We start from the raw sequence: 24,216 nt of genomic DNA on the forward strand, positions 1-24,216 counted from the left end.
AGCTACCGCCGATGCCTGTCGATGTCCCTACATCCCGGCTCCTCGCCCTTTCTTACGGTTTGGTTGATGGAAACCAAACCATACAAGCCTGTCGAAGCGCCGCGCCCGGCTTCGACAAGCTCAGCCCGAACGGTTCTGGGTCGATCCGTTGTGGGTCGAACGGTGGTGGGTCGAGCGGTCGGCGCTCCGACCGCACAATGGCCGGATGCCTTTCTCCATTCGCCCGGCTCTCGCGGCACTGATGGCGGCCAGCCTGGCCATGGGGTGCAAGGAACCGCCGCCCCAGCCCACCGAAGCCGCGCTCGCGCTGCAGGCTGCGGGGCCCGACGACATATTCGAGGGCGTGCTGAACGGCCGGCCCGTCCACCTCGTGATCCACGACTGCGCCGTCTATCGCATCGTGTCGATGCAAGGTGCCCAGGTGGCATGGGAGCAGGTGCTGGCGCCGAAGCCCTACTACCCCGGCAACATCCTCACCAGCTGCCAGCGTCATTCGTTGACGGCCGATGCGCAGGGCGTGACGGCCGAGCTGGGCCGCATGGCCTTCGGCGCAGGCGGCTGCTGCGCCACCGGCGGCACCTACCGCTCCAGAGATGGCCTGAACTGGACCAAGACCGAATGAAGCCCGAAGACCTCGAACGCCTGGCCACACTGCCCATGCCCTTCGGCAAGCACAAGGGCACCCTCATCGCCGACCTGCCCGGCAATTACCTGGCGTGGTTCGCGCGCGAAGGCTTCCCCAAGGGCGAGATCGGCCGGCTGCTCGCGCTGATGCTAGAGATCGACCACAACGGCCTGCGGCCGCTGCTGGCGCCGCTCAAGCGGGTGCCCGGCCGGCGCACGCCAGGCGGTTGACCCGCGCCAGCTCAACCGGCAGGACGGGCCTCCAGCCGCACGCCCAGCGCCCTGACCACACGCAGCACGGTGTCGAAGCGGGGCTTGGCCCCGGGCGCAAGCGCCTTGTAGAGCGACTCGCGGCCCAGGCCGGCGTCGCGCGCGATCTGCGCCATGCCGCGGGCGCGTGCGATGTGACCGAGCGCTGCCACCAGCTCATCGGCATCGCCGTCCGCCATCACCTGCGACAGGTACTCGGCAATGGCCTCGTCGCTGTCGAGCATCTCGGACATGTCGAAAGCGTGAAGGGTGTCGGGCATCTCAATACTCCTTGGCCATGGTCTGTGCGCGCTGGATGTCGCGCTGCTGCGATGACTTGTCGCCGCCCGCGAGCACGATCACGATCGCTGCCCGCGCCGCGTGTAGTACACGCGATAGCCGGGCCCGACGTCGACGCGCATCTCTGTCACACCCTCGCCGACGGACTTGCTGTCGCCCGCGTTGCCCGCGGCCAAGCGCTCCAGCCGGCGCGCAATGGCAATGCGGGCGCGCAGGTCGGTGAGGCCGCCAAGCCAGCGTTGAAAGGTGGTGGTGAGCTGGACGTCCAGCATCGCGGAATTGTATCCAATCGAATACGGTCGACCAAAGAGAGCCTGGCGCCCTCACACCTCGTCCGGCACCGTCTTCAGCTCGTCCAGCCACACCCGCGATTCCGAATCGCTGGGCGCGCGCCAGTCGCCGCGGGGCGAGAGCGAGCCGCCGGAGCCCACCTTGGGGGCGTTCGGCACGCAGCTGCGCTTGAACTGGCTGATCTGGAAGAAGCGGAACAGGAAGGTGCCCAGGTGCTTCTTGATCTCGGCCAGGGTGTACTGGTTGCGCTCGCCGTGCAGCGTGTCGGGCCACGGCCCCTTCTCGCGGTCGTGCCAGGCGCACCAGGCCAGGTAGGCCACCTTGGACGGGCGCATGCCGTGACGCACCGTGTGGTACAGGTGGAAGTCCTGCAGCTCGTAGGGGCCGACCACGCTCTCGGTGCTCTGCGCCGGCTCGGCGCCCTGGCTTTCGGCATCCGCCGGCACCAGCTCGGGGCTGATCTCGGTCGAGAGGATGGCCCGCAGCACCTGGCTGCCCTCCGCGCCCAGCAGGCCCTTGCCCGCCACCCAGTTGACCAGATGCTTGATGAGCGTCTTGGGCACGCTGGCGTTGACGTTGTAGTGCGACATGTGATCGCCCACGCCATAGGTGCACCAGCCCAGCGCCAGCTCGCTCAGGTCGCCCGTGCCGGCCACGATGCCGCCATGGTGGTTGGCCAGGCGAAACAGGTGGCTGGTGCGCTCGCCGGCCTGCACGTTCTCGAAGGTGACGTCGTACACCGGCTCGCCGCGGCCGAAGGGGTGGCCCAGGTCGGCCAGCATCTGCCGGCAGCTGGGGCGGATGTCGATTTCCTGCGCGGTGCAGCCCACCACGCGCATCAGCGCATGGGCCTGCTGCAGCGTGCGCGTGCTGGTCGCAAAGCCGGGCATGGTGTAGGCCAGGATGTCGCTGCGCGGCCGGCCCAGCCGGTCCATGGCCTGCGCCACCACCAGCAGCGCATGGGTGGAGTCGAGTCCGCCCGAGATGCCGATCACCACCTTGCCGATGCGCGCGGCCTCCAGCCGCTGCACCAGCGACTGCACCTGGATGTTGAAGACCTCATAGCAGCGCTCGTCCAGGGAGCGCGCATCGGCCGGCACGTATGGAAAGCGCTCCACGGTGCGCATCAGGCCGCCGGGCACCTGCGCGGGCGGGGCCAGGTCGAACTCCACCGTGCGCCAGGTCGCGAGCTCGACCTTGTGGCGGCGGGCGGTCTCGCCGAAGCTGGTCAGGCGCATGCGCTCGTGGGCCAGGCGCTCCAGGTCCACGTCGGCCATCACGATCTGCGCCTGGTTGGCGAAGCGCGCGCCTTCGGCCACCAGATCGCCGCATTCGTAGATCAGCGACTGGCCATCCCAGGCCAGGTCGGTGGTCGATTCGCCGATGCCGGCCGAGGTGTAGAGGTAGGCCGCGATGCAGCGTGCCGACTGCTGGCCCACCAGTTGGTGCCGGAAAGCCGCCTTGCCGATGATGATGTTGGAGGCCGACAGGTTGACCAGCACCGTCGCGCCTGCCAGCGCCGCGAAGCTCGACGGCGGAATGGGCGTCCACAGGTCCTCGCAGATCTCCACGTGCAGCGCCAGCAGCGGCAGCTCGCGCGCGCGCACGACGATGTCGGTGCCGAAGGGCACGCGGTGGCCGAAGAGCTGCACATGGTCGGTCACGGCGCTGCCGGCGGCATTGAACTGCCGCGCTTCGTAGAACTCGCCGTAGTTGGGCAGGTAGGTCTTGGGCAGCACGGCCAGCACCTTGCCCCGGGCCACCACCGCGGCACAGTTGAAGAGCCGATGCTCCACCCGCAGCGGCAGGCCGACCACGGCCACGGCATTCAGGTCGCGCGAGGCCTCGACCACCTGGGCCAGCGCCGCTTCGCAGCCATCGAGCAGTGCAGACTGATGGAACAGGTCGTCGCAGGTGTAGGCCGACAGGCCCAGCTCCGGAAAGGCGACCACCGCCGCGCCCTGGGCCTCGGCCTCCCGGTAGAGGCGGATGGTCTCGGCAGCGTTGGAGAGCGGGTCGGCCACGCGGTTGCGCGGCATGGCCACGGCCACGCGGGCGAAGCCGTGGCGGTAGGGGTTGAGGAAGGGCAGGTCGTGCTTCATGGTCGGGACGGCAGGGCGGGCGGTCGGCATGCGCGGCGGGGCGCACAGCCATGCGGTGGGCGGCGCAGGGGCCGCATCGCCAAGCACTCTACGACAACGGCTGCGGCCGGGCGTGGCGGCGGTCGCGCCGCCCTTGTCGGACAAAGGCGGGAGCGCGGCGGCGCGTCATCCACGATTCCTCCCAAGTGGCCGCCCATGATCCGCGCCAAGCCACTCTGGCGACCTGCGCTCCCGGCGCCGGCGCCCCGACCCGATCCATGCGCTTCCTGTTCCGCGGCCGACCGCTGCACGCCGCCCTCGGCGCCTTCGCCCTCTTCGCCGGCAGCCATGCCGCGTGGGCTGCCGAGCCCTTCACCATCCGCGACCTGCGGGTGGAAGGCCTGCAGCGGGTGGAACCCGGCACCATCTTCCATGCCCTGCCCCTGCATGTGGGCGACACCTACACCGACGACCTTGGCTCGGCGGCCATCCGGGCGCTGTACGAGCTGGGCATGTTCAAGGACGTGCGGCTCGACATCTCCGGCAACGTGCTGGTGGTGATCGTGGAGGAGCGCCCGACCATCGCGGGCGTGGACTTCGAGGGCGCCAAGGAATTCGACAAGCAGGCCATGACCAAGGCGCTGCGCGAGGTGGGCCTCGCCGAGGGCCGGCCCTACGACAAGGCGCTGGCCGACCGCGCCGAGCAGGAGCTCAAGCGCCAGTACATCGGCAAGGGCTACTACAGCGCCAGCGTGCAGACCACCGCCACGCCGCTGGAGAACAACCGCGTCAACATCAGCTTCACGGTGACCGAGGGCGAATCCGCCCGCATCACCGAGGTGCGGGTGGTGGGCGCCAAGGCCTTCAGCGAGAAGACGCTGCTGGGCCTGTTCGACCTGGATGCCGGCAACTGGATGAGCTGGTACACCAAGTCCAACCAGTATTCGCGCGCCAAGCTCGACGCCGACCTGGAGACGCTGCGCCAGTACTACCTGACGCGCGGCTACATGGACTTTCGCATCGACTCCACGCAGGTGGGGCTGTCGGCGGACCGCCAGTCGGTGACGGTGACGGTCAACATCACCGAGGGCGAGCGCTTCGTGGTGGCCGGCGTCCGGCTGGAGGGCGACTACCTCGGCCGCGAGGACGACTTCAAGTCGCTGGTGACGGTGCGGCCGGGCGACTACTACAACGGCGACGACGTCACCGCGACCACGCGGGCCTTCACCGAGCATTACGCGCGCTTCGGCTTCGCCTTCGCCAAGGTGGAGGCCGCGCCGGACGCCGACCGCACCACCGGCCGCGTGACGATGGTGTTCAAGGGCCTGCCGCGCCAGCGTGTGTTCGTGCGTCGCATCCTGGTGGGCGGCAACGCGCGCACCCGCGACGAGGTGATCCGGCGCGAGATGCGGCAGTACGAATCGGCCTGGTACGAGGGCGACAAGATCAAGCTCTCGCGCGACAGGCTGGACCGGCTGGGCTACTTCAGCGACGTGGACATCCAGACGCAGGAGGTGCCCGGCTCGCCCGACACGGTGGACCTGATGGTCGACGTGAAGGAAAAGCCCACCGGCTCGCTGAACCTGGGCGCGGGCTACTCCAGCACCGACAAGGTGACGCTGACCTTCGGCATCACGCAGGAGAACGTCTTCGGCTCGGGCAACTACCTGGGGCTGAACGCGAGCATCGGCTCGTACAGCACCTCGGTGTCGGTCTCGGCCATCGACCCTTACTTCACCGCCGACGGCATCTCGCGCATCATCAGCGTCTACCAGAACACCACGCGCCCCTCGTACGCCGCGGACGGCAACTACAAGCTCACCACGCAGGGCGTGTCACTGAAGTTCGGTGTGCCCTTCGACGAACTCAACCGGGTGTACTTCGGCCTGGGCCTGGAGCGCTACTCCTTCAAGCCCGGCACCAACGGCGCCTATACGCTGGTCGACGGCAGTTACGTCTACACGGCGACGCCGCAGGCCTACCTGGACTACTTCGAATGCTCAGGCACCGCGCCCAGCGTGGTGTGCGCGCGCGACGCCATCACCGGCGTGCCGCTGACCATCGGCTGGTCGCGCGACACGCGCGACAGCGCCCTGGTGCCCACGCGCGGCACCCTGCAGAACGCCAACGCCGAATGGGGCCTGGCCTCGGGCGCCCGCTACCTCAAGACCAGCTACCAGTACCAGCGCTACTTCCCCATCAGCAAGCAGTACACCTTCGCCCTCAACGGCGAGCTGGGCTGGGCGCGCGCGCTGGGTGGCGACACCTACCCGGTGTTCAAGAACTTCTATGCCGGCGGCCTGGGCTCGGTGCGCGGCTTCGAGAGCAACTCGCTCGGCCCGCGCGACAGCGTGACGGCGGGCGCGCTGGGTGGCCTGCGCAAGGCCATCGTCAATGCGGAGCTGAGCACGCCCTTCCCGGGTGCGGGCAACGACCGCACGCTGCGGCTGTTCGGCTTCTTCGACGCGGGCAACGTGTTCGCCGACCGCACCTCGTCGCTGACGGATGCGCAGTGGAAGGCGCAGCAGAAGCTGCGCGCCTCGGTCGGCCTGGGCGTGAGCTGGCTCTCGCCGCTGGGGCCGCTGAGCCTGGCCTATGCGGTGCCCGTGCTCTACCAGAAGGAAGACACCGCCGCAGGCATCACGGCCGATCGCACCCAGCGCTTCCAGTTCCAGATCGGCACATCGTTCTGAAAGGAGCCCTCCCATGACCCGTTCACGAATCCATTCCTTGCGGCGCTGGGCCGGCGGCGCCGCGCTTGCAGCCCTGCTGGCCGCCGGTGTCCCCGCGCAGGCGCAGGCACTGCCGGCCCAGGCGCAGGTGACCGCCTGCGTGGCCCTGGCCGAAGGCGGCTACAGCGTGAGCTACCGCCTGGGCGGCCACGACTACAGCACCTGGATGGCCCAGCCGCCGACCGGCGTGCCGGTGACGGCGGCGCCTGCCGCCACGGCCAGCACCGTCCCGGCCACGGTGCCGGTGGAGCCGGGCGTGGTGGTGAGCAGTGCCCCGGTGCTGGTCGCCGCGCCGGCGCCGGTGCTGGTGACCAGCGGCTATGCGGTCGACCCCTGGTGGGTGGGCCTGACCGCCCTGAGCGTCGGGCTGGTGCTCGGCGGCGGCTGGCACGGCCCCCATCCCGGCCCGCGCGGCCCCTTCTTCATGCACGGCCCCGGCCGCTGAAGGCCGAGCCCTTCGCCGGCCCCGCCGACGAAAGAGAAGGGGCCGCACGAGTGCGGCCCCTTCTGCTTCTGCCTGGCCGACTGGCGGCCGGAGCGCGGGCGTCCGTCCCGGCCCGGCCCGCCGGGCTTACTCGATGCGCGCGCCCGAGGCCTGGACGATGCCCTTCCACTTGGCCACGTCGTCCTTCACCAGCGTGGCGAATTCGGTGGTGGACATGGCCTGGTACTCGGCGCCCTGCTCGTGGATGGCCGCCTGCACGTCGGGGCGGGCCAGCAGCTTGTTGACCTCGGCATTGACCTTGTCGACCACCGGCCTGGGCGTGCCGGCCGGCGCAAAGATGCCATACCAGGTGCTGACGTCGAAGTCCTTGCCATAGCCGAGTTCGGCCACGGTCGGGATGTCGGGCAGCGAGGTGCTGCGCTTGGCCGAGGTCACGGCCAGCGGGCGCAGCTTGCCGGCCTTGATCTGCGCGATGGCCGAAGGCAGCGACGAGACCAGCAGGTCCACGTTGCCGGCCAGCACGTCCATCATGGCGGCGTTGCTGCCCTTGTAGGGCACGTGGCGGATCTGGATCTTGGCGGCGGTCTTGAAGATCTCGCCGGCCAGGTGGATGGTGGTGCCATTGCCGGGCGAGCCGAAGGTGACGGCATCGGGCTGGGCGCGGGCGGCCTCGACCACATCCTTGAGCGTCTTGAAGCGCGATTCGCTGCGCACCACGATCACCACCGGCGTGTAGGCCACATGGGCCACGGCCGTGAGGTCCTTCACCGGGTCGTAGCTCAGGTTCTTGTAGAGCCAGGGCGCGACGACCATGTTGTCCTTCTGCCCCATCACCAGGTCGTAGCCCGTGGGCTGGGCCCGCGCCGCCTCGGCGATGCCGATGGTGCCGCCCGCGCCGCCGCGGTTGTCGGGCACCACCGTCCACTTGCTGACCTCGGTGAGCTTGTTGGCGACGAGGCGCGACAGGATGTCGGTGCCGCCGCCGGGCGGGAAGGGCACGATCAGCCGGATCGGCTTGGCCGGCCAGTCGGACTGGGCGAAGGCCGGGGCGCCGGCCAGCGCAAAGCCGGCTGCGGCAAGGGAGGAAGCGACGAAGTCGCGGCGGGTGGCAGTCATCTCAGTCTGTCTCCAGTCAGGAAAAAAGCGCCGACCTGACGGCTCGGCGCACGAAAAAACGCTACGACTTTCATAGCGAAAGAATCAATCTCAACAATGCCTCGTCTTCCGTTCGATTCCCCTCGATGTGGAGACTGCTTACGCGCTTATCCCTACACATCAAGTCAGCCCATGGTCAGCCTCGGGCGACGACCCTCGCCCCCGTTTCAACAAGGACTCGTGGAGAAGCAACGAAATGGCCATCAAAAGCCAGGCTGACTTTTTTTCCGGTGTGATGTTCATGGCCGTGGGCGCAACGTTCGCGGTCGGCTCCACCAACTACACCATCGGTGACGGGGCCCGCATGGGCCCGGGTTATTTTCCGCTCATGCTGGGGGTGCTGCTCGCGCTCATCGGTGCGGTGATCTCGCTGCAGGCCATGGTGGTCGAGACCACCGATGGCGGCAAGATCGGCCGCTGGGCCTGGAAGCCACTGGCTTTCGTGCTCGGCGCCAACCTCGCCTTCGGCGTGCTGCTGGGCGGCCTGCCCAGCATCGGGCTGCCGGCCATGGGGCTGATCATCGCCATCTTCGCGCTCACCATCATCGCCAGCATGGCGGGCAACCAGTTCAATCTGCGCGACTCGCTGATCCTGGCGGTGGTGCTGGCCGTGGGCAGCTACCTGGCCTTCATCGTGGCCCTCAAACTGCAGATCCAGGTGTGGCCCACCTTCATTTCGGGCTGATCGGGAAAGAACGACAACCATGGACTTCAACCTGATCTCCAACCTGGCCACGGGCTTCGGCGTCGCCGTCACCTGGACCAACCTTCTGTACTGCCTGATCGGCTGCATCCTGGGCACGCTGATCGGCGTGCTGCCGGGCATCGGCCCGGTCGCGACCATCGCCATGCTGCTGCCGGCCACCTATGCGCTGCCACCGGTGTCGGCGCTGATCATGCTGGCGGGCATCTACTACGGCGCGCAGTACGGCGGCTCGACCACCGCCATCCTGGTGAACCTGCCGGGCGAATCGTCGTCGGTGGTCACCTGTATCGACGGCTACCAGATGGCGCGGCAGGGCCGGGCGGGCCCCGCGCTGGCGGCGGCCGGCCTGGGCTCGTTCTTCGCCGGTTGCGTGGGCACGATCATCCTGGCCGCCTTTGCGCCGCCGCTGACCGAGCTGGCCTTCAAATTCGGCCCGGCCGAGTACTTCAGCCTGATGGTGCTGGGCCTGATCGGTGCCGTGGTGCTGGCCTCGGGCTCGCTGCTCAAGGCCATCGCCATGGTGGTGCTGGGCCTGCTGCTGGGCCTGGTGGGCACGGACGTGAACTCCGGCGTGGCGCGCTTCAGCTTCGACATTCCCGAGCTGACGGACGGCATCGGCTTCATCGTGGTGTCGATGGGCGTGTTCGGCTACGGCGAGATCATCGGCAACCTGTCGCAGGGCGAAGAGGAGCGCGAGGTCTTCACCAGCAAGGTGACCGGCCTGTGGCCCACCGGCGACGACTTCAAACGCATGGCCCCGGCCGTGCTGCGCGGCACGACGCTGGGCTCGGCCCTGGGCATCCTGCCGGGCGGCGGCGCGCTGCTGGCCTCCTTCGCCTCCTATGCGCTGGAGAAGAAGCTGAAGATGGCTCCCGGCGAAGTGGCCTTCGGCCGCGGCAACATCCGCGGCGTGGCCGGCCCCGAGTCGGCCAACAACGCCGGTGCGCAGACCTCGTTCATCCCGCTGCTGACGCTGGGCATCCCGCCCAACCCGGTGATGGCGCTGATGGTGGGTGCCATGACCATCCACAACATCCAGCCCGGCCCGCAGGTCATGACCAGCAACCCCGAGCTGTTCTGGGGCCTGATCGCCTCGATGTGGCTGGGCAACCTGATGCTGATCATCCTGAACCTGCCGCTGATCGGCATGTGGATCAAGCTGCTGAAGGTGCCGTACCGCCTGCTGTTCCCGGCCATCGTGCTGTTCTGCGCCATCGGCGTGTACTCGACCAACAACAACACCTTCGACGTGTGGATGGTGGCGATCTTCGGCTTCATCGGCTATGTGTTCATCAAGCTGCGGGTGGAACCGGCGCCGCTGCTGCTGGGCTTCATCCTGGGGCCGATGATGGAAGAGAACCTGCGCCGTGCGCTGCTGCTGTCGCGCGGCAGCTGGAGCGTGCTGGTGACGCGTCCGATCTCGGCCGGCCTGCTGGTCGCCGCCCTGGCACTGCTGACCATCGTGCTGCTGCCAGCGGTGAAGTCCAAGCGCGAAGAGGCCTTCGTGGAGGAGTGACGCGCTGCTGGTTCGAGCGGGCATGATTGCCATGCCTGCTGTCCTCCGGGGGCCCTTGACGGGCCCCTTTTCGTTTTTTGGCCGTTGGGCTGGGTGGGCGTTGGTCCGGCCCTGGCGCCGTTGAGGGCCTGCGCTGCGGGTGATCGGCCGGCACTAGGTCCTGCACCTGCACCTGTGCCTATGCCTGCGCCGAGGCAGGCTCACTTGCCGTCCTGGCTGGGCTCCTTCCCCGCTGGGGGAATGCAGGGAGGGGGCCAGTGCGCCACGACGGTGAGTTCCGCACCCGCTCTGCCTCCTGGATGCCCAACGTCCGCCTCCACGCGCTGGCGCCGGGCCCAGGGCGCGCAGGCGATTTCGGGGTCGGCGAGGCGCGCAGGATGGACGGGCTGCAGGCCTGCCGAAGGACAGGCCTGCTTCGTGAACTGACTCGCGGCAGTTGTCTGAGCGCAGCGCGAAGCGCGTAGCGAGTTCTGCCGCGGCCCGTCCATGCGAGCACCGCAGCGGAGTCGGCCCGCAGGGACGACCGACCCCGTATGAGCCCGCGCGCCCTGGGCCCGGCGCCGGCGCGCACCCCGGACCGCCCTCCAACCCCAACCCCAACCCCAACCCCAACGCTCAGCTCAGCTCAGCTCAGCTCAGCTCAGCTCAGGTCGGGTCAGGTCAGGTCAGGTCAGGTCAAGTCAAGTCGGGTTCGAGCCTCGGCCGCGAAACTCGAACCTCACTCCGCCACGTAGTCCGACACCACCTTCCACTTGCCATCCACGATCTGCGACAGCCGCGACGCGTTGTTGCCCAGCCGCTTGGTCGCCGTGAACGTCATCTTGGGCGAGCCGAACATGTCCGGCTCGAAGGTGCTCGCGTCCATGATCTTGATGAACGAATCGGTCGTGAGATTGGCCCCGGCCTTCTGCGCCACCTGCGCGAAGTCGTCCACGATGGAGTAGCCGTAGACCGAGAACACCGTCGGATCTTCGTTGAACTTGGTCTTGTACTTGTTGGCCCAGAAACGGATCTTGTCGTTCTGCTCGTCGGTGTACGGGTTCTGCACCGTCATGGTGGCGTACATGCCGTCCATCGCCTTGCCGCCCAGCTTGTGGATCAGGTCGGTGTAGGCCGCGCTGGAGCCCAGGAAGACCGGATTGAAGCCGGTCTTGCGCGACTCGCCGATGGTGCCGATGGTCTCGCGGATGATCGTGCCCAGCACCACCACCTCGCAGCCAGCCGCCTTCATCTTGGCCACCTGGCTGCTGAAATCGGTCGCGCCACGCTTGAAGCTGGTCTTCTCGGCCAGCTCCATGCCCACGGCCTTCAGGCCGGCTTCGGCACCGCGGTTCACCTCCAGGCCGAACTCGTCATCCTGGTAGATGGTGCAGACCTTCTTGGCGTTCTTCTCCTTCACCATCTTCGGCAGCGCCATGCGGATCTGGTCGTAGTACGTCGCGGCGAAGGAATACTTGAGCCGGTTGAGCGGCTCGTACATCTCGCGCGCCGCCGTGATCGGGAAGAAGTTGATGATGTTCTTGTCGAACTGCACCGGCATCGCCGCCATGTTCTGGGCCGTGCCGATGTGGCCGGCCATGATGAAGATCTTGTCCTGGTTGACCAGCTTCTGCGCCGCCAGCACGGCCTTCTTGGGGTCATAGCCCGAGTCCTCGACATAGAGCTTGAGCTTGCGGCCATTGATGCCGCCCTGCTCGTTGATCTCCTCCACGCGCAACTGCATGCCGTTGCGCGCCTGCTTGCCGAAGCCGGCCAGCGGGCCGGACAGGTCCTGGATCGTGCCGATGCGGATCTCGTCCTTGCTCACGCCCTGCTGCTGGGCATGGGCCAGCGGGAGGCCGAGCGCGAGAAGGGCGACCGAGGTCGCGGCGGGTCGGAAGGTCTTCATGGCTGTCTCCTTGGGTGGTCGGGGCGGTCGGTATCACGCCGCATACATCGCATCGATCTGCGCGGCGTACTTGGCCTGCACCAGCTTGCGCTTGAGCTTCATGGTGGGCGTGAGCTCCTCGTCCTCGGCGCTGAGCTGGGTGTCGAGCAGGAAGAACTTCTTGATCTGCTCGACGCGCGCGAACTTCGCGTTGACGCGGTCGATCTCGCCCTGAATCAGGTCCTGCACCTCGCGGGCACGCGTCAGGCTGGCGTAGTTGCTGAAGGGCACGTCGTGGTCCTGCGCGAATTTCTCGACGTTCTCCTGGTCGATCATGATGATCACCGTGAGGTAGGGCTTCGCATCGCCGATCACCACCGCGTCGGTGATGTACGGGCTGAACTTGAGCTCGTTCTCCAGCTCGCTGGGCGTGATGTTCTTGCCGCCCGCGGTGATGATGATGTCCTTCATGCGGTCGGTGATGCGGAAAAACCCGTCCGCGTCCACCGTGCCCACATCGCCCGTGTGCAGCCAGCCCTCGGCATCGATGGTTTCGGCCGTCTTCTCGGGCTGGTTGAGGTAGCCCATGAAGACGTTGGGGCCGCGCACGCGGATCTCGCCCGTGCCTTCGTCGATGCGCACTTCGTTGTAGGCCGTGGCAGGACCGATGGAGCCGGGCTTGATGCGGTCGGCCGGCATGCCGGTGGAGGCGCCACCGGTCTCGGTCATGCCCCAGACCTCCAGCATGGGCACGCCCAGCGCCAGATACCAGCGCACCAGGTCCGGCGAGATGGGCGCTGCGCCCGTCACCAGGAAGCGTGCGCGGTGGATGCCGATGAGCTTGCGCACGTTGTCCAGCGCCAGCACCCGCGCCAGGCGGAACTGCAGCTTGAGCGCGCCATCGACCGGCTGGCCGGCCAGCACGCGCTCGGCGATGCGCTCGCCCACGCCGATGGCCCAGGCATAGGCGGCGCGCTGCAGGGGCGTCGCCTCCTTGAGGGCGATCATCACGCCGGAGTAGAACTTCTCCCACACGCGCGGCACCGCGAGGAAGACGGTGGGCGCGATCTCGCGCACGTTCTCGGGCACCGTCTCGGGGTTCTCGACGAAGTTGAGCACCGAGCCCGTGTACATGGCGAAGTACTCGCCGCCCATGCGCTCGGCCACATGGCACAGCGGCAGGAAGCACATGCGCTCGTCGCGCTCGTCCTGCGCGATCAGCGTGTTGTAGCCGCGCATGGCATACACCAGCCCACCGTGGCTGTGCATGGCGCCCTTGGGCTTGCCGGTGGTGCCCGAGGTGTAGATCAGGATGGCCAGGTCGGCGGGCGTCAACTGGCCCACGCGCTCATCGATGGCCTGGGGATGCAGCCGCAGGTGCTCGCGGCCCAGGGCCCGCAGGTCCTGCAGCGACATCACGTCGGGGTCGTGAAAGTCGCGCAACCCCTTCATGTCGAAGACCACCACCTTGCGCAGCCGCGGCAGCTGCGCACGCACGGCCAGCGCCTTGTCGAGCTGCTCGTCGTCCTCGACGAAGAGCACCGTGGTCGACGAGTCCTCGCACAGGTAGTGCACCTGGCTGGCCGCGTCGGTGGGATAGATGCCGTTGGAGACGCCCGCGCAGCTCAGCACCGCCAGGTCGGCCAGCACCCATTCGATCACCGTGTTGGACAGGATCGACGCGCAGTCGCCGGGCGCGAAGTCCAGTGCCATGAGGCCGTGCGCGATCTCGCGCACAGCGTCGGCGGTCTGTTGCCAGGTCCAGGCGCGCCAGATGCCCAGCTCCTTCTGGCGCATCCACACGCGCTCGCCGCGCAGGCGGGCAGCGTTCCAGAACACGGCGGGCAGCGTCTCGCCAGGCACCACAATGTCGGTGCGCGGTGCCATGTGGGCCGTGTCCCAGAGTCCCGCGGGCACGCGGGCGGGGCCGGTGGCGGGCACGGCAGAAGCGGCAGCCGGCGCGGAGGCATCGAGCCCAACGCGCAGGAAGGCCGTCGCGGTGCGGGCGAGTTGGAAGGGCGGAGTGCGCATGGTGCGGGCCTTTCGTCGTCAGCGCCAGGTCTTCTTTTTCTTCCAGCGCCGCTCGCCGCGGGCGCCGGTCTCCTGCATGCCGAGGTAGAACTCCTTGATGTCCTCCTTCTCGCGCAGGCGCTCGCAGCTGTCCTCCATGACGATGCGGCCGTTCTCCAGCACATAGCCGTAGTCGGCCGCGTTGAGCGCCATGTTGGCGTTCTGCTCCACCACCAGCAGCGTGGTGCCGCGCTCGCGGTTGATGCGCACCACGATCTCGAAGATCTCCTTGGTGAGCTTGGGCGACAGGCCGAGCGATGGCTCGTCCAGCAGGATCAACTCGGGCGCAGCCATGAGTGCGCGCGAAATGGCCAGCATCTGCTGCTGGCCACCGGAGAGCAGGCCGGCGTCCTGCGTTGCGCGCTCGCGCAGGATGGGGAAGTAGCCGAACACCGTCTCCAGGTCGCGCGCCACGCCGTCGCGGTCGCGGCGGGTGTAGGCGCCCATCAGCAGGTTGTCGCGCACCGACAGCAGCGGGAACACCTCGCGGCCTTCCGGCACATGCGACAGGCCCTGCTGCACGATGAAGGCCGGGTCGCGCGCGGTGATGTCGTTGCCCTTGAAGTGCACCGTGCCCTTGCGCGGATCGATGATGCCGGAGATGGTCTTGAGGATGGTCGTCTTGCCGGCGCCATTGCTGCCCAGCACGGTGGCGATCTCGCCACGCCGTACCTTGAGGCTGACGCCGCGGATGGCCTTGATGGGGCCATAGGCGCTTTCGACGTTGAGCAGTTGCAGCACGTCCTCGGCCGGCTCGGCGCCCGGACCCATGGGCAGGCCGGCATGCAGGGGCAACGTGGTCGATGTGATGGCGATGCCGGTACTCATGGGCGCACTCATGGAAGACGCGTGGCGCGTCGGGCTTGCGATGCGACCGGCCGCGTCATGCCGCCACCTTCGGCCGCCGCAGGCTGCTCACGTCCTCGGCCGTGCCCAGGTAGGCCTCGATGACCCGCGCATCGGCCTGCACCTCGCGCGCGCTGCCCAACGCCAGCACCTCCCCCTGGGCCATGGCCAGCACGCGGTCCGACACCTTGGAGACCAGCGTCATGTCGTGCTCCACCATCAGCACGGAGATGCCCAGCTCGTGCTGGATGTCCTGGATCCAGAAGGCCATGTCCGCGGTCTCCTCCACGTTCAGGCCGGACGAGGGCTCGTCCAGCAGCAGCAGTTGCGGCTCGGTGCACAGGGCGCGGGCCAGCTCGACCACCTTGCGCACGCCGTAGGGCAGGCCGGCGACGAGCGAGTCGCGGTGGTGCTGCAGGTCCAGCAGGTCGATCACCTGCTCGGCCTTCTCGCGCGCGGCGACTTCGGCGGCGCGCGTGGCGGGCGTGAAGAACAGCTCCGACCAGAAGCCGGTGCGCCGGTGCACATGCCGCCCGATCAGCAGGTTGTGCAGCACCGTCGCATGCTCGAAGAGCTCGATGTTCTGGAAGGTGCGCGCGATGCCCAACGCCGCGATGGCATGGGGCGGCTGGTCGGTCAGCGTCAGCGGCGCCGCGCCGCCATGCCAGGTGATGCGGCCCGTCGTGGGTTGGTAGATGCGACTGATGAGGTTGAACACCGTCGTCTTGCCCGCGCCGTTGGGGCCGATCAGCGTAAACACCTCGCCGCGCCGCACGTCGAAGCTCACCTGGTTGACCGCCAGCACGCCGCCGAAGCGCACGCTGAGGTCCTGGGCGGAAAGCAGCACGTCGCTCATTTCAACCTGTCGGACTTGGTGAAGGACTTCTGCCGCTTGAACATGCCGCGGCGGTAGAAGGGAAAAAGCTGCAGCCAGGCGCGCACCTTGAGCCAGCGGCCGTACAGGCCCATGGGCTCGAAGAGCACGAAGGCGATCAGCACCAGGCCGTACACCAGCCCCTGCAGGCCCGGCGCCTGGCCGATGGCCTCGGGCAACCAGTCCTTGCTCAGCGCGATGAGTTGCGGCATCGAGATCAGGAAGATGGCGCCCAGGAACACGCCGTGCACCGAGCCCAGCCCGCCGATCACCACCAGCAGCAGCAGGTCGATGGACTGCAGGATGCTGAACTGGTCGGGCGAGAGGAAGCTGATCTTGTGCGCGTAGAGCGCCCCACCCAGCCCCGCGAGCGCCGCCGACAGGGCGAAGGCCAGCGTCTTGTAGCGCGCCAGGTGGATGCCCATGCTCTGCGCCGAGATCTCCGAATCGCGGATGGCCACGAAGGCCCGGCCGGTGGGCGCGCGCAGCAGGTTGAGCACGCCCAGCGTGCACAACACGGTGGTCAGCAGGCAGACGAAGTAGAAGGCCTCCGCACTGCTGAAGTCGAACCCGAAGAGCCTGGGCGACTTGACGTGCAGTCCCGCATTGCCGCCGGTCAGGCTCTCCCAGCGCGCGAACACTTCCTCCACGATGAAACCGAAGGCCAGCGTGGCGATGCCCAGGTAGATGCCCTTGACCCGCAGCGCCGGCATGGCCACCACCACGCCCACCGCCCCGGACAGAAGCGCCGCCGCCACCATCGCCAGCGGAAAGGGCACGCCCAGGTTGACCAGCACGCCCTGCGTGTACGCCCCCGTGCCCAGGAAGGCCGCATGGCCGATGGAGAACTGGCCGGTGAAGCCCGCCAGCAGCATCAGCCCCAGGCCCACCACCGAGTAGATGAGCACGAAGTTGAGCTGCGCCAGCCAGTACTCGTCCAGCAGCCAGGGCGCCGCGAGCAGCACCACGCCCAGCAGCGAGTACCAGAAACGATGGCCGCCATGCTTGGCCAGGTCGATGTCCTGCGCGTAGGAGGTCTTGAAGATGAAACGCATGGCTCAGACCTTCTTGCGCAGCTTCTCGCCGAACAGACCATTCGGCTTGACCATCAGCATGGCCAGCACCACGATGTAAGGCGCCGTGTCCTTGAAGCCGTCGGGCAGGTAGAAGCCCGCCAGCGACTCCACGACGCCGATCACCAGCCCGCCCACGATGGCGCCGGGCAGGCTGCCGAAGCCGCCCACCACCGCGGCAGGAAAGGCCTTGAGCCCGATGAAGCCCATGTTGGCATGCACGAAGGTGATGGGCGCGAGCAGGATGCCGGCCACCGTCGCCACCGCCGCCGCCAGGCCCCACACCAGGCCGTTGAGCCGCTTGACCGGAATGCCCATGTAGTAGGCCGCCAGCTGGTTCTGCGAGCTGGCCTGCATCGCGATGCCCAGCTTGCTGTAGCGGAACATGGCGAACAGCAGCCCGCACAGCACGGCCGTGGCCGCGATCACCACGGCCTGCTCCACGTTGACCACCAGGCCGCCCAGGTTCCAGACCTGGTCCTTGTAGGGCACAGGCAGCGTGTGGGTCTCGGTGCCGATGCCGGGCACCATGGTGATCAGCCCGCGCGCCACGTAGCCGATGCCGATGGTCAGCATGACGATGGAGAACTGCGGCTGACCCAGGATGGGCCGGATCACCACCAGCTCCAGCAGGGCGCCGAAGGCCACCAGCGCCGCCACGGCCAGCACCGCCGCCAGCCAGAAGGGCAGGCCCAGCAGCGTCATGGCCGCAAAGGCCGCGAAGGCGCCGAGCATCATCAGGTCGCCCTGGGCGAAGCTGACGGTCTCGGTGGCCTTGTAGATGAGCACGAAGCCCAGGGCGATCAGCCCGTAGATGCAGCCCTGGGCGATGCCCGAGAGCAGGAGTTGCAGCACCTGCATGTGCGTATGCGCGCGGCGTCCGTCGTCGCGGGGTGGGGCGGCAGCGGCGCGCGCTCAGGCCGCCGCGGGCCCGTGCGCGTCCATCACGGCCAGGCGGCGCGAGCCCGCGACGATGTCGCTGGGCGTGAGGCCATACACCTGACGGATCGAATGGCTGAAGTGGGTGGAATCGGGATAGCCCGCCTCCAGCGCGATGTCGGTGAGGCTCGTGCCCTGGTGCACATAGCGCAGCAGGCTGCGCGCCCGCTTCCACGCGCGGAACACCCGGAAGGGCACCCCCACCTGATCGCGGAACAGGTGCAGGAAGCGCGAGAAGGACAGCCCCACCGACTCTGCGCAGGCCTCGGCGGCCAGCGATTCGGCCGGATTGGCGCAGATGCGGGCGATCACCTGGGCGATGCGCGCATCCAGCCGCCGCGGCACCAGCGCCTGGCCGAAGAAAAGCTGGTCGAAATCGGCGGGCGCCGCGGCCTGGCCCTGGCAGGCGGCCAGCAACTGCGCATGGGCCACCCGCACGCGGCGGACCATGGTCTCGTCATGCACCGCACCGCTGTGCTGCAGCAGCGGCGGCAGGGCATCGGCCTCGACCGACTCCGCCTCGACCACCACGTTGAAGACCTGGGGCTCGGGGCTTTCGACGCGATGGGGCATGTGCGGCGGCACCACCAGCAGCTCGCCCGACTGCCACGGGCCACCATCGATGCTTACGCGGTTGGGCAGGCCGCGCGGCGACACATACACCGCATGACCGCCCAGGCTGCGCGAGCGCGTCGCGCCCAGCAGCCCCGCGTAAAAGACGCGCTGCGACGTCAGCCACATCACGCGCTCGCCTGCGGCGCGCGCGGCCCTGCTGGTGTGCATTCCCGTGTCTCCTCCTGGCAGAAGGTGCGGCCCCGTGGCGCCGGGGCCAGGGTGCGAAGCGGCTCCCGCCGCGGCCGCACCCGGCAGCCCGTTCGACGGGAAGCGCGCGCCATCGTAGTGGCGTGCCTGGGCGCTTGGAAGCGGGCGGCTCGAGGGACTTACCCTAGGGCGCATGGACATGTCTCCAACAGATTTGAAGCCGGGGCTCTGGAGGCCCGGTCGTGGCTGCGAGGGTAGGCAGCGGCCCGCCCCGGGCGCTTGCGGCAACTGGCTGCCGGCCGCCCCCGGGCATCGGGACTGACCCGGGGAGCGGACGCTTGTCCCTCGCGTGACTGCGGGCAGCCCGGGCCCATGCACAGACTGCGCGCCGATTCACACAGCAAGACGGAGACACGCACCATGACCTTCTTCCGCATGCGGCGGGGCGCACGCGCGCTCGCGTTCGCCACCCTTCTCGGCGCGGGCCTCGGCCTGGGGCTCGCGGGCTGCGCCTCGGGGCCCACGCGGCCCGCGGGCTGGTCCGCGCCGCAGGCCCTGGTGGCGCCCTCGCCCTTCGCCGGCGTGCATGGGCTGGCCGTGGATGGCAAGGGGCGGCTGCTGGCCGGCTCGGTGGTCGGCAACACGATGTGGGAGGTCGACCGCCGCACCGGCCAGGCGCGCGTCTTCATCGATGCGCCCGAAGGCCAGGCCGACGACATCGCCGTTGGCCCCCGCGGCGAACTGGCCTGGACCAACTACCTGATGGGCATGCTGCGCTACCGCGAGCACGACGGCGCGCCCCTGCAGGTTCTCGCCCAGGACCTGCCGGGCCTGAACTCGCTGGACTTCGACCGCCGCAACGGCAAGCTCTATGCCTCGCAGGTCTTCCTGGGCGATGCGCTGTGGGAGATCGACCGCAGCGGCCGCAACCCGCCGCGCCTGATCCGCAAGGACCTGGGCGGCTTCAACGGCTTCGAGGTGGGGCCGGACGGCCTGCTCTACGGCCCGCTGTGGTTCAAGGGCCAGGTGGTGAAGATCGATCCGGCCAGCGGCGCGCTCACCGTCATCGCCGACGGCTTCAAGATCCCGGCCGCGGCCAACCTGGACGGCAAGGGCAACCTGTGGGTGGTGGACACGCGCACCGGCGAGCTGGTGAAGGTGGCGCTGGCGGACGGACGCAAGACCGTCGTGGCGCGGCTCGAGCCTTCTCTGGACAACCTGGCCATCGCGCCGGACGGCACGGTCTACGTCTCCAACATGGCCAACAACGCCATCGACGCGGTGGACCCGGCCACCGGCACACGCCGCAGGCTCACGGGCAGCCCGGTGGCGGTGCCGGCCGGCCTGCGCATCGACGGCCGCACGCTGTGGGTGGCCGACGTGTTCGGCTTCCGCGAGGTCGACACGGCCAGCGGCCAGGTGCGCGACGTCTTCCGCATGCAGCGCGACCCGGCGCTGGAGTACCCCTTCGCGGTGGGCGTCTCGGCCAGCCGCTTCGCGCTGGCCTCGTGGTTCACCGGCACGGTGCAGGTCGTGGACCGCACCGGCCGCCGCACGCTGCACACCCTGCACGGCCTCAAGGCACCCTACGACGCCCTGCCCCTGGACGACGGCAGCGTGGTCTACACCGAACTGGGCGCCGGCACGGTGACGCGTGCCAGCGGCCCCGACTTCGCGCAGCGCACGGTACTGGCCAGCGGGCTGCAGGGTCCGCTGCAGCTGGCGCGCGATGGCGCCGGCCAGCTGTACGTGAGCGAGGCGGCCGGCCGCGTACTGCGGCTGGTGCCGGGCGCCGCGCCGGTCACGGTGGCGTCAGGCCTGGCGATGCCCGAGGGCCTGGCCTTCACGCCCTGGGGCAGCCTGGTGGTGGCCGAGACAGCGGCACGGCGCCTCACCGAGATCGACATGGCGAGCGGCAGCCGGCGCACCGTGGCCGAGAACCTGCCCATCGGCATGGCGGGCGGGCCGGGCATGCCACCGCCCTACGTGCCCACCGGCGTGGCCGTGGGCGAGGACGGCAGCATCTACTACTCGGCCGACCGCGACAACGGCATCTACCGCATCCGGCCGGCGCGCTGACCGCGCCATGGTGCGGCCCCGCCGGGCCGCACGCGCGTGGGCCTGCGCCTGTGCAACAGCCCGGCCGCCCATGGGCCGTTAGCATTGCCCGTTGATCCTTCCGCCTCTTTTCCTTCCCTTCATTTCCAATCTTCGAGGAGCGAATCAATGGACATCCAGACCGTGGGCATCATCGGCGCCGGCACCATGGGCAACGGCATCGCGCAGGCCTGTGCCGTGTCGGGCGTCAAGGTGGTGATGGTGGACATCAGCCAGGCCGCCGTGGACAAGGGACTGGCCACCGTCTCGGGCAGCCTCGACCGACTGATCAAGAAGGAGAAGCTGACCGAGGCGCAGAAGGCCGACGCGCTCAAGCTGATCCAGGGCTCGACCAATTACGACGACCTGAAGGCCGCGCAGCTGGTCATCGAGGCCGCCACCGAGAACCACGAACTCAAGCGCAAGATCCTCAAGCAGGTCGATGCGCTGCTGGCGCCCGAGGTGATCATCGCGTCCAACACCTCGTCCATCTCGATCACGCAGCTGGCGGCCGACACCTCGCGCGCCGACCGCTTCATCGGCATGCACTTCTTCAACCCGGTGCCGATGATGGCGCTGGTGGAGCTGATCCGCGGCTACCTGACCAGCGACGCCACCCACGACGCCGTGAAGGCGCTGGCCCTCAAGCTGGGCAAGCAGCCCATCACCGTGAAGAACGCCCCCGGCTTCGTGGTCAACCGCATCCTGGTGCCGATGATCAACGAGGCCTTCTTCGTGCTCGCCGAGGGTCTGGCCACGCCCGAGGACATCGACGCCGGCATGAAGCTGGGCTGCAACCACCCCATCGGCCCGCTGGCCCTGGCCGACATGATCGGCCTGGACGTGTGCCTGGCGGTGATGGAGGTCTACCTGGAGGAATTCGGCGATTCCAAGTACCGGCCCTGCCCGCTGCTCAAGGAGATGGTCGCGGCCGGCCAACTGGGCCGCAAGACGGGGCGTGGGGTGTACGGCTACTGAGGCTGCGAGGTCGGCCCGCGGCGCGGTCTGCCAGCCTCTTGCGCGCGCCTCCCCCGAAACCGAGCTCAGGAGGCATCGAGGCGCGAAGCGCCTTTGCCGCGGCCCGACTTGATCGTGGCGCGCAGGGCCTTCGAGGCGAGCCGGCGCTGGGTGGACGCGAAGGTCGGCTTGGTCGCCCGGCGCGACCTGCGCTCGATGGCAGCGGCGGCGACGATCTCTTCCAGCCGGCCCAGGGCCTCGGCCTTGTTCTGGTCCCGGCTGCGCGAGGACTGGGCCTTGATGACGATCACCCCATCCTTGCTGATGCGCTGGTCCTGACGTTGGAGCAGCCGCTCCTTGACCGCCTCGGGCAGCGAAGAGCGGCGGATGTCGAAACGCAGGTGGACCGCACTGGACACCTTGTTGACGTTCTGCCCGCCCGGCCCCTGGGCGCGGACGGCGGTGAACTCGATGTCGCGGGGGTCGATGGTGAGAGGCATGGCGTGCGGGCAGTCTAGGGGAAGCGATTCAGGCGTGCGGCGGCCGTGGACCTCGGCGGCTACGGGCGGTGCGCGTGGTGGCAGCGGCCGTCGTCTACGCGACCCCGATGCGCGCGCCGATGCCCTATGTTTCGCGGCTGGAGACAGACAACCCCCCCGAAACGCGCCCACCATGGACATCCAGACCCCCGCCCCCCCGCCCGAAGGCTGCATCAGCTGCGAAGTCGTCGACACGCACATCCTGCTCATCGGCATCAACCGTCCGGCCAAGCGCAACGGCTGGACGCCGCGCATGTTCCGAGAGCTGGCCGAGGCCTACACCCGGCTCGACGACGAGCCCGAACTGCGCGTGGGCGTGCTGCATGCCTTCGGCGACCACTTCACCGCCGGGCTGGACCTGCCGCAGGTGGTGGAGCACCTGCGCCGCGGCGAGAAGCTCGCGCCCATGGGCCTGGTCGAGCCGCACGACTTCGGCCTGCCCGGCTACCGCCGCCGCACCAAGCCCATGGTCGCGGCCGTCAAGGGCATCTGCTACACGGTGGGCATCGAACTGATGCTGGGCGCCGACATCACCGTGGCGGCCGACGACTGCCGCTTCTCGCAGATGGAGGTGCAGCGCTGCATCCTGCCCACCGGCGGCGCCACGCTGCGCATGCCCGAGCGCGCAGGCGTGGGCAATGCGCTGCTGCACCTGCTCACCGCCGACGAGTTCGATGCGGCCGAGGCCTACCGCTGCAATTTCGTACAGAAGGTGGTGCCGGCGGCCGAGGTGCTGGACGCCGCTGTCGGCATCGCTCGCCGCATCGCCGCGCAGGCGCCGCAGGCGGTGGTCGCCACGCGCCTGAACGTGCTCAAGGCCATCGAACTGGGCCAGGCCGCGGCCGTGGCCGACTTCGGCCCGGTGCAGCAACGCCTGCAGACGACGGAGGACGCCGCCGAGGGCGTGCGCGCCTTCGTCGAAAGGCGGCCGGCGCGCTTCACCGGCCGCTGAGGGCGCGCCAGGGACAGGGACGACTCCCCTGTCCGCGGCATGGTCTTGCGCGCAATTGTTTTGCGTGCAATTTAATTGCGCGCACAATCCGATCCATGCCCAAGACGCCCACCACCGCCGAACTGCTCAGCCTGGACAACCAGCTGTGCTTCGCGCTGTATTCGGCGTCGCTGTCCATGACGCGGCTGTACAAGCCGCTGCTCGACGAGTTGGCGTTGACCTACCCGCAGTACCTCGTGATGCTGGCACTGTGGGAGGCGGATGGCGTCACCGTGTCGGACCTCGGCACCCGGCTGTCACTGGACTCCGGCACGCTCACCCCCTTGCTCAAGCGCCTCGAAGCGACCGGCTACCTCAGCCGCATGCGCGACGTGGCCGACGAGCGGCGCGTGCTGATCCGCCTGACGGCCGAGGGCCGGGCGCTGCGGGCCCGGGCCGTGCAGGTGCCGCAGTGCCTGCTGGCTGCCAGTCAGTGTTCGCTGGAGGAGCTCTCGCAGCTCACCCGGCAATTGCAGGCGCTGCGCGACCGCGTGTCCGCCGCCTGATCGTTCCTTGCCTCCCTTTCGTTTTCCCACCCAACCCAGGAGAAAGACCATGACCCACAAGCTCGAAAAAGTGCTCTACACCGCCCAAGCCCACACCACCGGTGGCCGCGACGGTGCCAGCAAGACCAGCGACGGCGCCCTGGACGTGACGCTGAGCTCCCCCGGCTCCGGCAAGCCGGGCACCAACCCCGAGCAGCTGTTCGCCGCCGGCTATTCCGCCTGCTTCATCGGCGCCATGAAGGCCGTCGGCCCCAAGGTCGGCGTGAAGGTGCCCGATGACGTGAGCATCGACGCCAGCGTCTCCCTGGGCCCGATCAAGGGCGGCGCCGCCTACGGCATCGCGGCCAAGCTGGCCATCACCCTGCCGGGCCTGGACGCCGAGCAGAAGAAGAAGCTGGTCGATGCCGCCCACGAGGTGTGCCCGTACTCCAACGCCACCCGCGGCAACGTCGAGGTCGAGCTGTCGATCGCCTGATCGACGCACTCGCCTTGCGATGAAAGACGCCACCTTCGGGTGGCGTCTTTTTTTCGCCCGGCATGCGCCGCCAAAGCCCGCATTTGCGCAAACCCGGCTAAGCAGCGCCGTCGCCGGGCCG

23 protein-coding genes are annotated in these 24,216 nt (G+C 68.7%); 11 read left to right on the forward strand and 12 right to left on the reverse strand.

Annotated elements, in window-relative coordinates:
* Positions 1-205 precede the first annotated feature (205 nt).
* Positions 206-622 carry a hypothetical protein gene (locus ABIC63_RS24130; RefSeq protein ID WP_354321663.1) on the forward strand — a complete coding sequence of 139 codons (417 nt, stop codon included), beginning with the start codon at positions 206-208 and terminating at the stop codon, positions 620-622.
* Positions 619-855 carry a DUF3820 family protein gene (locus tag ABIC63_RS24135; RefSeq protein WP_294367650.1) on the forward strand — a complete coding sequence of 79 codons (237 nt, stop codon included), beginning with the start codon at positions 619-621 and terminating at the stop codon, positions 853-855. Before ABIC63_RS24130 ends, ABIC63_RS24135 begins: the two co-directional genes overlap by 4 nt.
* 11 nt (positions 856-866) lie before the next feature.
* Here ABIC63_RS24135 and ABIC63_RS24140 read toward each other — a convergent pair whose 3' ends face one another.
* From ABIC63_RS24140 to ABIC63_RS24150, 3 genes are all read right to left on the reverse strand, one after another.
* A complete protein-coding gene (locus ABIC63_RS24140) occupies positions 867-1,154 on the reverse strand; it encodes an addiction module antidote protein (protein ID WP_017759720.1) in 288 nt (95 codons plus the stop codon).
* Between the two features lie 78 nt (positions 1,155-1,232).
* A complete protein-coding gene (locus ABIC63_RS24145) occupies positions 1,233-1,445 on the reverse strand; it encodes a type II toxin-antitoxin system RelE/ParE family toxin (protein WP_354321664.1) in 213 nt (70 codons plus the stop codon).
* A 51-nt stretch (positions 1,446-1,496) separates the two neighbouring features.
* The gene (locus ABIC63_RS24150; protein ID WP_354321665.1) at positions 1,497-3,566 is read right to left on the reverse strand and encodes an NAD(+) synthase; all 2,070 of its coding nucleotides are present in this window, start codon (positions 3,564-3,566) and stop codon (positions 1,497-1,499) included.
* A gap of 257 nt (positions 3,567-3,823) precedes the next feature.
* Here ABIC63_RS24150 and bamA point away from each other — a divergent pair, with 257 nt between their 5' ends.
* Both bamA and ABIC63_RS24160 read left to right on the forward strand, forming a co-directional pair.
* Entirely contained in the window at positions 3,824-6,238 is a 2,415-nt protein-coding gene (gene bamA / locus ABIC63_RS24155; protein ID WP_354321666.1) for an outer membrane protein assembly factor BamA, read from the forward strand.
* Positions 6,239-6,251: 13 nt separating this feature from the next.
* On the forward strand, positions 6,252-6,722 hold the full coding sequence (locus tag ABIC63_RS24160) for a hypothetical protein (protein WP_354321667.1): 471 nt from the start codon (positions 6,252-6,254) through the stop codon (positions 6,720-6,722).
* 126 nt (positions 6,723-6,848) lie between these two features.
* Here ABIC63_RS24160 and ABIC63_RS24165 read toward each other — a convergent pair whose 3' ends face one another.
* Positions 6,849-7,838, reverse strand: a complete 990-nt coding sequence (locus ABIC63_RS24165) for a Bug family tripartite tricarboxylate transporter substrate binding protein (protein ID WP_294367642.1) — start codon at positions 7,836-7,838, stop codon at positions 6,849-6,851.
* Positions 7,839-8,073: 235 nt separating this feature from the next.
* Here ABIC63_RS24165 and ABIC63_RS24170 point away from each other — a divergent pair, with 235 nt between their 5' ends.
* Both ABIC63_RS24170 and ABIC63_RS24175 read left to right on the forward strand, forming a co-directional pair.
* Positions 8,074-8,562, forward strand: coding sequence for a tripartite tricarboxylate transporter TctB family protein (locus ABIC63_RS24170; protein ID WP_294367641.1), 489 nt, complete (start codon positions 8,074-8,076; stop codon positions 8,560-8,562).
* A gap of 19 nt (positions 8,563-8,581) precedes the next feature.
* The gene (locus tag ABIC63_RS24175) at positions 8,582-10,099 is read left to right on the forward strand and encodes a tripartite tricarboxylate transporter permease (RefSeq protein ID WP_294367639.1); all 1,518 of its coding nucleotides are present in this window, start codon (positions 8,582-8,584) and stop codon (positions 10,097-10,099) included.
* Positions 10,100-10,817: 718 nt separating this feature from the next.
* Here the strand turns inward: ABIC63_RS24175 and ABIC63_RS24180 are convergent.
* From ABIC63_RS24180 to ABIC63_RS24210, 7 genes are all read right to left on the reverse strand, one after another.
* The gene (locus tag ABIC63_RS24180) at positions 10,818-11,987 is read right to left on the reverse strand and encodes an ABC transporter substrate-binding protein (protein ID WP_294377995.1); all 1,170 of its coding nucleotides are present in this window, start codon (positions 11,985-11,987) and stop codon (positions 10,818-10,820) included.
* 33 nt (positions 11,988-12,020) lie between these two features.
* Positions 12,021-13,853: an AMP-dependent synthetase/ligase gene (locus ABIC63_RS24185; protein WP_354321719.1), complete on the reverse strand. Its 1,833-nt coding sequence runs from the start codon at positions 13,851-13,853 to the stop codon at positions 12,021-12,023.
* Between the two features lie 162 nt (positions 13,854-14,015).
* On the reverse strand, positions 14,016-14,807 hold the full coding sequence (locus ABIC63_RS24190) for an ABC transporter ATP-binding protein (protein WP_354321720.1): 792 nt from the start codon (positions 14,805-14,807) through the stop codon (positions 14,016-14,018).
* Between the two features lie 112 nt (positions 14,808-14,919).
* Positions 14,920-15,738, reverse strand: a complete 819-nt coding sequence (locus ABIC63_RS24195) for an ABC transporter ATP-binding protein (RefSeq protein ID WP_294377991.1) — start codon at positions 15,736-15,738, stop codon at positions 14,920-14,922.
* Positions 15,735-16,811, reverse strand: a complete 1,077-nt coding sequence (locus ABIC63_RS24200; protein WP_354321668.1) for a branched-chain amino acid ABC transporter permease — start codon at positions 16,809-16,811, stop codon at positions 15,735-15,737. The genes ABIC63_RS24195 and ABIC63_RS24200 overlap by 4 nt, the downstream gene beginning before the upstream one ends.
* A gap of 3 nt (positions 16,812-16,814) precedes the next feature.
* Positions 16,815-17,690, reverse strand: coding sequence for a branched-chain amino acid ABC transporter permease (locus ABIC63_RS24205; protein WP_354321669.1), 876 nt, complete (start codon positions 17,688-17,690; stop codon positions 16,815-16,817).
* Between the two features lie 54 nt (positions 17,691-17,744).
* Positions 17,745-18,551 carry a helix-turn-helix transcriptional regulator gene (locus ABIC63_RS24210; protein WP_354321670.1) on the reverse strand — a complete coding sequence of 269 codons (807 nt, stop codon included), beginning with the start codon at positions 18,549-18,551 and terminating at the stop codon, positions 17,745-17,747.
* Positions 18,552-18,950: 399 nt separating this feature from the next.
* Between ABIC63_RS24210 and ABIC63_RS24215 the strand changes: the two genes are divergently transcribed.
* The gene (locus ABIC63_RS24215; protein ID WP_354321671.1) at positions 18,951-20,609 is read left to right on the forward strand and encodes a hypothetical protein; all 1,659 of its coding nucleotides are present in this window, start codon (positions 18,951-18,953) and stop codon (positions 20,607-20,609) included.
* A gap of 147 nt (positions 20,610-20,756) precedes the next feature.
* Positions 20,757-21,605, forward strand: a complete 849-nt coding sequence (locus ABIC63_RS24220) for a 3-hydroxybutyryl-CoA dehydrogenase (protein WP_354321672.1) — start codon at positions 20,757-20,759, stop codon at positions 21,603-21,605.
* Between the two features lie 65 nt (positions 21,606-21,670).
* On the opposite strand, the gene arfB is transcribed toward ABIC63_RS24220, so the two are convergent.
* Positions 21,671-22,084, reverse strand: a complete 414-nt coding sequence (gene arfB / locus ABIC63_RS24225) for an alternative ribosome rescue aminoacyl-tRNA hydrolase ArfB (RefSeq protein ID WP_294377972.1) — start codon at positions 22,082-22,084, stop codon at positions 21,671-21,673.
* A gap of 172 nt (positions 22,085-22,256) precedes the next feature.
* Between arfB and ABIC63_RS24230 the strand changes: the two genes are divergently transcribed.
* From ABIC63_RS24230 to ABIC63_RS24240, 3 genes are all read left to right on the forward strand, one after another.
* Positions 22,257-23,075 carry a crotonase/enoyl-CoA hydratase family protein gene (locus tag ABIC63_RS24230; protein ID WP_058640835.1) on the forward strand — a complete coding sequence of 273 codons (819 nt, stop codon included), beginning with the start codon at positions 22,257-22,259 and terminating at the stop codon, positions 23,073-23,075.
* Positions 23,076-23,170: 95 nt separating this feature from the next.
* Positions 23,171-23,620, forward strand: a complete 450-nt coding sequence (locus ABIC63_RS24235) for a MarR family winged helix-turn-helix transcriptional regulator (protein WP_017757148.1) — start codon at positions 23,171-23,173, stop codon at positions 23,618-23,620.
* Positions 23,621-23,669: 49 nt separating this feature from the next.
* A complete protein-coding gene (locus ABIC63_RS24240) occupies positions 23,670-24,095 on the forward strand; it encodes an organic hydroperoxide resistance protein (RefSeq protein WP_294377960.1) in 426 nt (141 codons plus the stop codon).
* Positions 24,096-24,216 lie beyond the last annotated feature (121 nt).

It is taken from the genome of Pseudacidovorax sp. 1753 (assembly GCF_040544975.1).
Taxonomy (GTDB): Bacteria; Pseudomonadota; Gammaproteobacteria; order Burkholderiales; family Burkholderiaceae_C; genus Xenophilus.